We start from the raw sequence: 12,973 nt of genomic DNA, 5'->3' as shown, positions 1-12,973 counted from the left end.
TATTTATCTCAATGGAAACGACGCGTGATTTTCAATATAAGCACCGTTTAAATCAACAAACGCAGCCATTTCAAGCTGCGTTTTCTCTTGTTAGCGCATCACAAACCATTCTTCGTGAAAGCGCTGACGAGTATCGACCCGATAGGGTTTTAGCGCTTGCTTTAAGGCATGCGAGAAAGCCACAGGTCCACAGAAGTAGAAATCATAGTCGCGCAGGTCACCGCATTGCTTGGCAATGTCTTCCGCAGTCAATAAAGGGGCCACGCTCGCATCGATAATGGTCAGTGAGGCGTGAGCAGCGTGCGCTTTACGCTTAAGTTCCTCACACATCTGCGGATCCACTTTCTGGCAACAGAAGAAAAGATGCACGCGTCGGGAATGTTCTATTGCGGCTAAGGCCTCTAAGCCGGCCATAAACGGGGCAATCCCGACCCCACCACCAATCCAGATCTGCGCTTTATTTGCTGAGAAATCAAACTGACCGTAAGGCCCTTCGATTTCAAGCTGCTCACCAACACGGATTCGATCGCGTAAACCCGTGGTAAAATCACCCAGTTCTTTAATGAGAAAACGCAGTTGATTGCCTTGCGTTGCACTAGCAATGGTAAAGGGATGAGGCTCTTCATCGGCAAATCGTAGATAGACAAACTGACCCGCTTTGTGCCCATTCCATCTGTTTTCAACCGTGACAGTCAAATCCAACGTTTGGCTATTCGGGCAATAATGGAGTCGAGTTACCTGGGCTGCATAGCGTGCTTTCTTGCCTATCAATCCAAACAAACTGTAGAGCGCCGCCAAACTTCCCACGCTTAAAAACAATAACGTGATCCAGTAGATAGGCGTGCCCAAATACGCTTTTTTCAGCAAAATAAAAGCGTGCGCAGCAATCAATAGGTAAGCTACTGGCATCAATTGGTGACTCAAGCGGAAGGATTTGTACTTAACCGCAGACCATAATGACACCACGACTAAGGCAATCAGCAGATAAAATCCCCACTCCCCCATCGCCATGGCAACAGGTTTCGCTTGTTTTAACCACACGCCCAATTCAGAAAGCTGGCCATGTGGGCCACTGCCATCGAAGCGAAGCGGTTTTTCCAGCAGCTCGAGAGAGATTAACCATTTAGGTAAATGGTAAGTAAACCAATGAAACACACCGAGCGATAAACCCACAATGCCAAGCCATTTGTGGATCCGATACCCTTTGTCGATCCCCTGAGTCCAACGCTCAATAGTGGCAAGGCGCAACGCAAGCAGCATAGCGACTGAGAACATCATAAGTGCCAGAATACCGGAGTACTGAACAAGGGCTGAGCGCCATTGAAACACATTTTGTGAAGAGAAAAGCGAAGGCTCGGCTTGCAGCCACAAAAGCGTCATGATGGTGACGGCGATCCCTATCGATTGTTTTACTCTGTCCATAACCAAATCCACTTTATTTATATGGTTATTTTAGAGTAACAATCCTAACGTAAAGCAACGTCGCCAGCATGTAAATTTGGGTAAAGGATGCGCTTGTTGTTACGACTTCACTTGCGTACTTGATCTGCGCTTGAGTCGAAAGCCTAAATCCGTCACTTCTTGAAAACGCTCACCTTTAATCGCATGGAGTAACTTCTCCGCTGCGCGTGTGCCCATATTATCGTAGTCGTATTCTGCACTGCTGATGCTGGGATAAGCGTGCTCAGCGAGCGTGGAACCTTCTAAACAGATGATCGCCATATCGCCCGGCACCTTGAGCACGCGGCGATGACATTCAAACAGCGCCCCAATGGCAATTTCCTCATGGCTACACACCAGCGCGTCCAGCGTGGAATCACGCAACAGCAGCTTTGCCAAACCTTCAGCCCCTAATTGAGCTGATGGCGCCTCATGAGTGGTAAGAAAATGATCCGGCGTGAGGTAGTTTTCAATCATGGCACTTTGCCAACCATGCAGTTTTCGTTGCAAGGTTGAGTGATTCCCACGCGCACCGATAAAGCCAATATTACGAAAACCTTGTTCTACCAAATGTTTGGTACAAACCTTGCCCACATCAAAGTGATCTACGCCAATGTTCATATAGCGAGGCTCGCTGCTCAGTTCCGCGATTTCAAGAACCTGTGTGTTGGCACTGTGCAAAAGTTGATGCGTGCGATCACTGTGGCTGCTGCCAAACAACACCACCCCTGCCGGCCTATCTTCCAGAAACGTGCTGAGTAATTTTTCTTCTTGCTCTGTCGAATAATCGCTGTAACCCAGCAAGAGTTGGTAACCCGCCTTGTTGAGCGTGTGCTGAAAAGAGGGCAAAAACAGCGCACACGATTTCTCCACCAATGAAGGCAAAATCAGTGCTATCGAATAACTCTCTGCCGAAGCAAGTGCACCAGCAGCTTTATTGGGAATGTAGCCAAGCTCATCGACGACTTGTTGAATCTTATCTCGTAACTTATCTGAAACGAGTTCTGGTGTGCGCAATGCACGCGATACCGTCATGGTTCCTACGCCAGCTTTCTTGGCCACATCGGCTAGGGTGACGCTCCCTGTGCTTCTTCGTTTTCGAGGTTCGCTCATTGGATTAATTTTACTTATTTGCAGGCTGCGGCATCTTACCACAGAGGAGAGATGCTGAAGAGTGTAGCTTACGAAAGGTTGAACTCCAGCATATGAAACTCAATGTGTTAGCAAAAATGGTAGCGCTATCACACTTAATGATAGCGCTATCAGATAGCGCTATCATTTGTGATCAAAATCTGGTTTTTATGCCGAAATCATCGTTAGAGTAGCGCCATCTCAGCAACAGAAATCGGAATACAACAATGCTAAGTGAACTGATTACCTCTGACGTTATTCGAGTCCACCCTCAAGCAACAGATTGGCAAGATGCGGTTCAAAAATCGTGTCAGGCACTCATTGATAATGGTGCAGTCGAAGCACGTTACGTCGACGCTATTTTTCGCTCACACCAAGAACTTGGGCCCTACTATGTAATTGGCCCGGGCATGGCCATGCCGCACGCTCGTCCAGAAGATGGCGTCAACCGCCTGGCGTTGGCGATCACCGTTATTCAACAAGGTGTTCATTTCGATTCTGAAGGTAATGATCCTGTAAAAATGCTGGTGACGCTTGCGGCTACCGACAGCAATAGCCATGTCGGGGCAATTGCAAAACTGGCAGAACTTTTTATGAATGAAGAGCATGTCGAACAGATTTGCCAAGCTCAAACTCCTGACGATGTCCTAGCGGTCATCAAGAACTATTAACTCCTGTCTATACCCCCTATATAGATTTAAAGAAACAATAAGGTACAGAATGATGAAAATTATGGTTGTTTGCGGTCATGGTTTAGGCACTAGCCTAATGATGGAAATGAGTATTAAAGCGATTGTTAAAGATCTGAATGTCGACGCTGCCATTGATCATATTGATCTGGGCAGTGCCAAAGGCACCGATTGCGACATCTTTATCGGCACTAACGACATCACCGATCAGTTAAAATCTCTGGGTGTAGAACCTAAGATTGTCAGCCTAGATAACATGGTAGATAAGGTGGCAATGAAAGATCGCTTATCTGCTGCACTTCAAGAACTTGGCGCACTTTAAGGGGGCGTTATGGAATTCTTTCGTTTCTTAATGAATGACGTTCTATCAGAACCTGCCGTTTTGGTGGGCCTGATTGCACTCATCGGCCTAATCGCACAGAAAAAGCCTGTCACCGAGTGTATCAAAGGTACTGTTAAAACCATCTTAGGTTTTATCGTGCTTGGCGCAGGTGCTGGCTTGGTCGTAAGCTCACTCGGCGATTTTGCCACTATTTTCCAACAAGCATTTGGCATCACTGGTGTTGTTCCTAACAACGAAGCCATCGTGTCGATTGCACAAGAAGCCTTTGGTAAAGAGATGGCGATGATCATGTTCTTTGCCATGTTGGTGAATATTCTGATTGCTCGCTTTACGCCGTGGAAATTCATTTTCTTGACGGGTCACCACACTTTGTTTATGTCGATGATGGTTGCCGCCATCCTTTCTTCTAGCGGTATGAGTGGCGTTCCTCTGATTGCTCTGGGTTCACTGGTCGTGGGCGCTGTGATGGTGTTCTTCCCTGCGATTGCACACAAGTACATGAAACAAGTGACGGGTTCAGACGACGTTGCAATTGGCCACTTCTCCACACTTTCTTACGTGTTGGCTGGCTTTATCGGCAGCAAATTTGGTAACAAAGAACACTCGACTGAAGAGATGAACGTACCAAAGAGCCTGCTGTTCTTGCGTGACACGCCAGTGGCGATCTCGTTTACCATGGGCATCATTTTTATGGTGACTTGTCTCTTCGCTGGCGGTGACTTTGTGCGTGAAGTGAGCGGCGGTAAACATTGGTTTATGTTCGCGCTGATGCAATCCATCACGTTTGCCGGTGGTGTGTACGTTATCCTGCAAGGTGTGCGTATGGTGATTGCGGAAATCGTACCTGCGTTCAAAGGCATCTCGGACAAACTCGTACCGAATGCTAAACCTGCGCTAGATTGCCCAGTGGTTTTCCCTTACGCCCCGAATGCAGTATTGGTGGGTTTCCTATCAAGTTTTGCTGCGGGTTTGCTTGGCATGTTCCTACTGTACGTAATGGGCTTAACCGTGATTATTCCAGGCGTGGTTCCACACTTCTTCGTTGGTGCTGCAGCTGGGGTATTTGGTAACGCCACCGGTGGTCGCCGTGGCGCAATCCTAGGGGCTTTTGCCCAAGGTCTGCTGATCACCTTCCTACCTGTCTTCCTGATGCCAGTACTGGGTGATCTTGGCTTTGCCAACACCACCTTCAGTGACGCGGACTTCGGTGCTGTCGGTATTCTACTTGGTCTGATTGTGCGTTAAGCCATTCTTAATCCGATAAAAAACCAATAAAAAGCCGCTTCAAGATAAGCGGCTTTTTCATTTTTCATCACACAATTAGCGAGCACGAAGCTTGTTGTGTTTTTTCACTTTTTTCATCGCCATTTGCTGCTTCAGTGGCGACAAGTAGTCGATGAAGAGATTACCAGAAAGATGGTCAATCTCATGTTGCATCACGATCGCGAGAAACTCGCTGGTTTCGATTCGCAACTCTTTACCGTTACGATCAAGCGCTTCCACAACCACAGAAGTGTAACGCTCAACATCGGCGTAGTAGTCAGGAACAGACAAACAGCCTTCTTGACCCATTTCTTTGTTGCTGCCACTCACCACTTTTGGGTTCACCAGCACTAATGGCTCATCGCGATTTTCAGACAGGTCAATCACCACAATCGCTTCTTCGCGGCCAACTTGCGGCGCAGCTAAGCCCACACCATTGTCTGTAGCGTAAAGTGTGTCTAGCAGATCATCGATCAGAGTTTGTACCGCAGCCACATCGGTGACTTGCTTTGATTCAACGCGTAGACGTGGATCGGGTGCAGTTAAAATGTCTAAAACAGCCATGAGTTCCTTAAATCATCAATTGAGTAAAAATAACGCGGCGTAAGATAGTGTTTTCTCTCCACGTTGTAAACCTAAGGTTAACATCGATGCCCAGTTTTCCTTATTCTTGAGCTTAAAATGAGGAAAGCCAGTCAATTCGACTGGCTTGATTACGTGAGTGGTGATTATTTAGATCAAAACTGCCCTAAATATTCCCATTGATGGTTGGTGGCATTGCCATCGGTCGGCCAAGGGAAATAACCATAACTCTCGGTTTTTAGGCGATAGTAATGATAACCACCACGGAAAGCGTACTGATAAATATCGTTCACTTTGCCACGTTGCCCATGGCTGCCCCATTCGCCCATGACCTCTTGCTGATGCCATTGCAGCACAGCACGTTCAAAACTCGCTAAATCACGATTGAGCTCATCCAGATAAGCTTGAATGGTGCTGTCAGTACCGAGGAAATACCAATCTTGATTGGCTTCACCGTTGGTTGGGAATGCGTCACCTTCACCCGGGCGTTTCTGGATAAAGTAGTGATTTTCACCGTCAACCTGCCCCACAAAGACAGCGCTGTTCATGGTTTGCCATGTGGTGGCAGCGCGTTCATCCCAACTCATCAGACGCGACAAGCCAAAATAACTGGTCACTTTTGCTTCTACTGCACTCTCTGAACTACGGTCGAACTGCAGTGGATTGAAGGCAAAATTGATATGCTCTTCTGCCGAACCGAGGTATTTCCAATCTTGGTTGTCGGTTTGATCAACTGGGAATGCCCCTGCATCTTGCTGGCGCATGGCAAAGTAGTCTCGCGTTCCAAGCTCTGGATTAAGGAAAACATACAGTGCACCTGCGCGACGTTCAGAATGAGTCACGCCGTTATTCAACGTACCACGACCATAGTGCTCAGCAACGTACGCATCAAATTGTGCAATGGTAGCAAAATCGACATTCAACAACGCTTGGTTTTCGTCAAACGTAGGTGTAGTGTCGACCACTTGGCTGTAGCCATATTCCTGACCAATGATGATCGGCCCTTTCAATTGATCAATTGGCGGGTTTTGATCCGGCGTCAAATGCGCGATTTGTGTTTCGCCATTGGCATCCGCACAGCTCAATGCCACCGATGTTGGTACACCGTTATCCATCGGCAAGTTAACGTGGAACTTGTTACTTTCATTGACACTATGACGAGAGGCATTGAGCAGCACGCGCTCACTGGCACCATTTGCAAACTCAACATCTAACTGACACTGACCTTGCGTCTGGTAGTTAGGGCGCAGTACTTCATCACCACGTAGAGCGTAGCGCCAGGTCTTGCCATGCTTATGCATCACACCTGAGATTTGCTCACAGTTGTTACCCACCACAAAACCCGCACCATCGTGATCGGTGCCTGACTTATTGAGTGTACAGAGCGTCACTTCCCCCACCTCTGGCGTTGGCGCGTAAGTCACGGCACCAACACCATACTTAGACAACAGCTCGTAATCTGCAGGCGCCGATTGCATATCGCGATTGACATGCCATTGCATATCAAGACCAGTGCCACATCGGTTGGTTTGTGGAATCACCCCACCGACAAACACCGCGCTATCGCCGTTGGCAGCTTGGTAAGTAAATTTACACACGCGTTGTTGCTCGCCATTGATTCTAAGCGTTTGCCAAACATCGCTGGCAATCTGCTCAGGGGTTAAATCAGCGACGGCTTGCCAACCCTCTGGCTGAAATTCTCCTTGCTCTGACCGCGGCAATTCAAACACGTTACCGTAGTTCGAGTACACCGGCGGATAAACTTGGCTTGGGTTGATATTAAGTGGGTCGTAAATTCCCAACAACGTCACCACTGGCACACCCGTTTGTTGTGGTTTTGGCGTGTCGGTCTCGACCGTTTGATAACGCTGCGCTGCTTGATCCCACTGCACATAGCCACTTGGGCTGCTGCTATCAAGGTTGAAACCACTGTTCATCCAACGCTGAGCTTTGCGCGACTGAGCAGGGTGCTCAAGGGTAAAGCGGCTAATCGTACCAACATACTCTTGCTCACCGCCGTTTTGAGCATCAACGAGGAAACGGAACGCATCTTTGAATGGCGGAACAATGTCGTCCCCTTGTTGCTGGGTATACACACTGCCTTTCCAATGCAGGTTGCCGATAAAACGTTGATAGAAAGCATCCCATCCCCAGCCTGATTCCATATCGTGAATCGACGCCATATACGGCCAGTGCCCCAGCCCATAGTTGTGGCCAAGTTCATGTGACCATTCGTTGCCCGTGGTCGCTTCTAGCGTGACAATGCCACCACCACCACTGCCACCATGCACCACCACTTGGGGTAGATCGGTGTCTTTTTTGGTGTAAACACCCACGTTGGTATGGGCGGTGATGTGATTAAAGCGACGATTGTACTGCTGGGTATAACCTGCGCTGGTCAAAATACCCACGTTGGCATTGTTAATGCCAATCGACACCATGGCTTTACCAATCGCTTCGCGCATATCGCCACTGTGCCAACCACCTGTGCTGGCGCTTTTATCGGTGTACACCACGCCATTTGGCATCGTCACAATTGGAAAATGCGCTGGCGTGTAATCGGCCATCACCAACTTGGAGGCCGGGATTTTCTGGAAGTAATCCGCCGCAAGCGTCGGTAAGTTTTGGATCATGGTATTGCGATTACGCGGCTCAATAAGCATGCCCATGTCGATGTTTTGAATCACCAACTCTGGTGCGCCACCAAATTGGATCTCTCCTTGGCTTAGTACCCCTTCTCGGCCTAAGTTGTCGCTCAAGCGCAGCGATAGACCCGGCTTCATCCAATTCCATTGCAGTGGCAGCGACCAAGCATGATGAGAGAAGACCACTTTCATACGTCCATTATCAGGCTGATCCGATGCAGCCAGAGCACTTGGCGGCAGCATCAAGCTGCTGTGGACCACCTCGCCATCAAGGAGTACTTCAGCACGTATTTGGTTGATCTCTTCGCCTTGCGAAGGCGTGAAGAGCAGCATCGCGTCACGATTCATGATCACATCCAAATGGCCTTGCCCTGTCAGTTCATTGCCATTTGGTGCCACCGAAGTGTGCGTTTGCGTGATGCCCAAACCGCCTTCTAAACTGCCTTGCAAATGGTTCGGGGTTGGGATCTCATCGGCAAAACCAACACGAGAGGCTTGAGTGGTGAAACGCACTAACTGTGGCTCAGCACAATCCACCGAATTGCAAGAGCGCAGCGCCACTTCATATTGTGTTTCAGGCTTGAGCCCGCCGATAAAAAAGCCCGCAGAGACAGCGTCATAGCGGCGAGCATCTTCTTCATCACTTAAGTTGGTTAACGTGAGTGTCACCTTGTCTGACGGGTTTTGACCTAACCAATCAAAAGAGGCACCGAGATCAGACACGCTCGATACCGTCAACGAAGTCAGACTCGGTTTAACCAGATCGCCACAATCGTTGGTTTCCGTGCGATAGGTAACATCGCGCTCCCATGCGTAACTGCCATCATTATTTTTTGAGCCATGTGCCGCAGGTATGTATTCAACAAAACAGCCCTGTTCATCCGATTCATAAACGCCAAACTCGCGGCTCATAAGATAGAAGCCACCGTTGTACATCATGAACTCCCAACTCTCATCCACAAAATCGATCACATTACGATAAGGCGTGTCGTCACCGCCTTGGTAAGGGAGGAATGGGAACTTAATATCATTTTTATAGCTTAAACGGTATTCCACATCTTTATAGGTAATCCAGCGCTCCCCATCACGCTCAAACACGCCTTCTCCGCGTTCAGCCATCGCTTTGATCGATTCCAAACGCTCGACGGTTTTCTCTCCGATCTGTACCAGCGTCAACTCAGGTTGCGCCCACACAGCGGTGCTTCCCAATAGCCCCGCTATGAGAAGTGTCAGTGGTTTTTTCTTCATGATTGGCTTATCTCATTATTATTTGAATAGATTGAGCCCAAATTTAGGCAACACTAACCCACAACATTTCTCTGAAAATCTAAGAAATATTGTTATTAATAAGTAGGTTAGGATTTAATTATCATTTATGAGACAAGCAATTTAAAAATAAAGATTGAACGGAATGAGAGTACAGTTCCAAAATGCCATACTGAAAAGATTCAATATGAGAGGTTCAGTCAATAATTCAGTGGATTTATAAATGTGCAACAATTCAATAAGTTAGCTTATTTTAACCCACAAAGAACACCACTAGAAATCGCTGAGCAGCTTCATCTCTTCCCGGCTTAGGTATAGAATATCAAAGCCGAGGCGAACTCGAACCAACAAGCAGAAACAGCCTGTATCTCGCTTGCTGAGTATCCCGTCCGAACCTCTCATTTGTTTAGCAGACAGACCACGCCCTTTCTCTCCCATTCATTCGGTGTGGTAACCCTGAAGAAAACTTGGAAACTAACATGAGTCTATTTGAGAATCTCTCAATCATCTTTGCCCTGATCTTATCTAGCTGCTTTTTCTCTATGTCAGAAATTGCACTTGCCGCCGCTAGAAAAATTCGCTTAAAGCAGTTTTCTGACGAAGGAGATGAGCGCGCAACCAAAGTGCTTGAACTGCAAGCCAATCCGGGTAACTTCTTCACCGTGGTGCAAATTGGCCTTAACGCTGTGGCCATCATGGGCGGTATTGTGGGTGAGTCTGCCTTCACGCCTTACATCAAAGCCGCTCTTGACGGTGTTGTCCCAGCAGCTTGGTTGGCACAGGTGAGTTTCTTCCTCTCCTTCTTTTTAGTCACCAGCATGTTTATTTTGTTTGCCGACTTAATGCCCAAACGCATCGCCATGGCGGTGCCAGAAAAAATCGCTATGACCTTGGTCGGCCCGATGTTGGTCTGCATTTCCATTCTCAAGCCATTTATTTTTGTCTTTAACGGCTTAGCCAACCTGATTTTCCAACTGCTGAGCATTCCTGCCGAGCGCAACGACGACATTACCTCTGACGATATTTATGCAGTGATGGATGCAGGCGCTGAGGCGGGCGTGCTTGATCGCGGCGAACAAAAAATGATGGAAAGTGTGTTTGAAATGCAGTCGGTGCCCGTCACCTCTGCGATGACGCCACGCGAAAGCCTGACCTTCCTTTCGCTTGAAGACGATGAAGAGACGCTGAGAAAGAAGATCGCCGAAGATCCTCACCACAAGTTTCTGGTGTGTGATGGTCAACTCGATGCCATCAAAGGGTACATCGATTCCAAAGAACTGCTTACTCGTTTAATTAACGGTCATACATTAAACGTCAAAGACAGCAGCATGGTGCAGAGTTGCCCGATTATTCCTGACACTTTGAGCCTTTCAGAAGCGTTAGATTACTTTAAAAATACCCGCGCGGACTTTGCCGTGATCATGAACGAATATGCGCTGGTGCTCGGTATTGTCACTTTTAACGATCTGCAAAGTGCGGTGATGGGTACCTGGGTGCTGGCCGAAGGCGAAGAACAAATCGTTGCACGCGACCCGAACTCTTGGTTAGTGGACGGTGTTACGCCAATCACCGATGTGATGCGAGCACTCAATATCAACGAGTTTCCACATCCACAAAACTACGAAACCATCGCCGGTTTTATGATGTACATGCTGAGAAAGATCCCACGCAGAACGGATGCCATCATTTACTCTGGTTACAAGTTCGAAGTGGTGGACATTGATAACTACAAAGTTGACCAACTGCTGGTCACCCGTGTGGAAGTGGAGGCTCATCCAAGCCACGAGGAATAACGTCAACACTCACAACCCATTTCATCAGCCATTGCCCTTCGCTTTGGCTGATTTTTTATCTAGGGTAAATACCACAATAAGAAAGAAGCCCCAATCGTCAGGGGCTTCTTGGTCGTATAAAATGCCAGTTCGCTTAGAAGAAACCTAACGGATTCACATCGTAGCTAATCAGCAAGTTTTTGGTATTTTGGTAGTGATTTAGCATCATCTTGTGAGTTTCACGACCAATGCCCGATTTTTTGTAACCACCGAATGCGGCGTGTGCAGGATATGCGTGGTAGCAGTTGATCCAAATCCGGCCCGCTTCAATGTTACGCCCCATGCGATAGGCTAGGTTTTGATCGCGAGTCCACACGCCAGCGCCTAAGCCATACTCAGTGTCGTTGGCAATGGCCAGCGCTTCAGCTTCGTCTTTAAAGGTTGTCACCGCGATCACCGGGCCAAAAATCTCTTCTTGGAACACACGCATTTTGTTGTGACCTTGCAGCAAAGTCGGCTGGATGTAGTAACCGGTCGCTAGATCGTTTTCTTGCTTGGCAATCTCACCACCAAACACCACTTTTGCCCCTTCTTGGCGACCGATTTCCAAGTAGCTCAATATCTTATCAAACTGCTCTTGCGACGCTTGGGCGCCAACTTGAGTGTCGGTATCGAGCGGGTTGCCCTGTTTGATGCTCTTGGCACGCTCCGCCACTTTGGCAATGAACTGATCATAAATCGACTCATGAACCAGCACGCGTGAGGGGCAAGTACACACTTCACCTTGGTTGAAGAAAGCAAGTAACGTTCCCTCAATGCATTTGTCCAGATAAGCATCTTCATGATCAAACACATCAGGAAAGTAGATGTTTGGCGACTTACCGCCGAGTTCGACCGTCGATGGAATCAAGCTTTCCGCCGCGCATTTGAGTATGTGATTACCCACTTCGGTTGACCCCGTAAACGCCAGTTTGGCAATGCGATTACTGGTTGCTAGAGCTTGGCCTGCTTCTGCGCCAAAGCCGTTAACCACGTTCACTACACCAGCTGGAATGAGATCACCAATCTTTTCCATCAGCACCAGAATTGAGGTCGGCGTTTGCTCTGCTGGTTTAAGAACCACGCAGCAGCCCGCCGCTAACGCTGGTGCCAGTTTCCATGCCGCCATGAGCATTGGGAAGTTCCAAGGAATGATCTGCCCCACCACACCAATCGGCTCTGGGAAATGGTAGCTCGCGGTATTGGCATCCAGCTCCGCAGCGCTGCCTTCTTGCGCACGAATACACCCGGCGAAATAGCGGAAGTGATCAACCACCAGCGGTAAATCTGCCGCCAGCGTTTCACGCACAGGTTTGCCGTTTTCCCACGTTTCTGCCACCGCCAACTCTTCGAGATGCGCTTCAATGCGATCGGCGATTTTCAGCAAGATATTGGCACGCTCCGTCACGCTGGTTTTTGCCCATTGATAACGAACGCTGTGCGCCGCATCCAAGGCCAAGTTAATGTCCGCCGCGTTTGAGCGAGCCACTTTACAATAAGCCTGGCCGTTAACCGGCGAAATATTATCGAAATATTCACCACTCACCGGTTTCACCCACTCCCCGCCAATGTAGTTGTCATAGTGGCTTTTGAAATTCACGACAGCGTTGTCACTACCTGGTTGTGCATAAATCATAACTCGTCCTTTTGTTGCTCGTTTGGTTTAAAACGCAGCGTCGAATTGCGCTACTTCACGTCACCTATAACGCAAGTCACAGGCCAGAAACACAACGCTTGTTGTTAATTAAATGTAAAACTATGATTACCAAACGATAACAACTTGGGTTCATCAAGAATGGAACG

At 48.2% G+C, this 12,973-nt stretch carries 9 protein-coding genes; 4 read left to right on the top strand and 5 right to left on the bottom strand.

Going from position 1 to position 12,973, the window contains the following annotated elements; all coding sequences use genetic code 11:
• Positions 1-90: 90 nt before the first annotated feature.
• Both AOT11_RS19155 and AOT11_RS19150 read right to left on the bottom strand, forming a co-directional pair.
• A complete protein-coding gene (locus AOT11_RS19155) occupies positions 91-1,422 on the bottom strand; it encodes a ferredoxin reductase family protein (protein WP_026050661.1) in 1,332 nt (443 codons plus the stop codon).
• 99 nt (positions 1,423-1,521) lie between these two features.
• Positions 1,522-2,553: a LacI family DNA-binding transcriptional regulator gene (locus AOT11_RS19150; protein ID WP_026050660.1), complete on the bottom strand. Its 1,032-nt coding sequence runs from the start codon at positions 2,551-2,553 to the stop codon at positions 1,522-1,524.
• Between the two features lie 245 nt (positions 2,554-2,798).
• Between AOT11_RS19150 and AOT11_RS19145 the strand changes: the two genes are divergently transcribed.
• From AOT11_RS19145 to AOT11_RS19135, 3 genes are read left to right on the top strand one after another with little or no spacing between them, the layout of a single operon-like run.
• A complete protein-coding gene (locus tag AOT11_RS19145) occupies positions 2,799-3,242 on the top strand; it encodes a PTS sugar transporter subunit IIA (RefSeq protein WP_011081777.1) in 444 nt (147 codons plus the stop codon).
• 52 nt (positions 3,243-3,294) lie between these two features.
• Positions 3,295-3,582, top strand: a complete 288-nt coding sequence (locus tag AOT11_RS19140) for a PTS sugar transporter subunit IIB (RefSeq protein WP_026050659.1) — start codon at positions 3,295-3,297, stop codon at positions 3,580-3,582.
• A gap of 9 nt (positions 3,583-3,591) precedes the next feature.
• Entirely contained in the window at positions 3,592-4,848 is a 1,257-nt protein-coding gene (locus AOT11_RS19135; RefSeq protein ID WP_017421557.1) for a PTS ascorbate transporter subunit IIC, read from the top strand.
• Positions 4,849-4,923: 75 nt separating this feature from the next.
• On the opposite strand, the gene def is transcribed toward AOT11_RS19135, so the two are convergent.
• Positions 4,924-5,430, bottom strand: coding sequence for a peptide deformylase (def, locus tag AOT11_RS19130; RefSeq protein ID WP_017421556.1), 507 nt, complete (start codon positions 5,428-5,430; stop codon positions 4,924-4,926).
• Between the two features lie 173 nt (positions 5,431-5,603).
• On the bottom strand, positions 5,604-9,341 hold the full coding sequence (locus tag AOT11_RS19125; protein WP_017421555.1) for a M66 family metalloprotease: 3,738 nt from the start codon (positions 9,339-9,341) through the stop codon (positions 5,604-5,606).
• Between the two features lie 497 nt (positions 9,342-9,838).
• Between AOT11_RS19125 and paeA the strand changes: the two genes are divergently transcribed.
• Entirely contained in the window at positions 9,839-11,152 is a 1,314-nt protein-coding gene (paeA, locus tag AOT11_RS19120) for a polyamine export protein PaeA (RefSeq protein ID WP_026050658.1), read from the top strand.
• Between the two features lie 133 nt (positions 11,153-11,285).
• Here paeA and exaC read toward each other — a convergent pair whose 3' ends face one another.
• The gene (exaC, locus tag AOT11_RS19115; RefSeq protein ID WP_017421553.1) at positions 11,286-12,806 is read right to left on the bottom strand and encodes an acetaldehyde dehydrogenase ExaC; all 1,521 of its coding nucleotides are present in this window, start codon (positions 12,804-12,806) and stop codon (positions 11,286-11,288) included.
• Positions 12,807-12,973: the final 167 nt, after the last annotated feature.

Source organism: Vibrio vulnificus NBRC 15645 = ATCC 27562 (assembly GCF_002224265.1).
Taxonomy (GTDB): Bacteria; Pseudomonadota; Gammaproteobacteria; order Enterobacterales; family Vibrionaceae; genus Vibrio; species Vibrio vulnificus.
The sequence above is the reverse complement of the archived record's forward strand: the minus strand, read 5'-3'. Positions and strand labels throughout refer to the sequence as shown.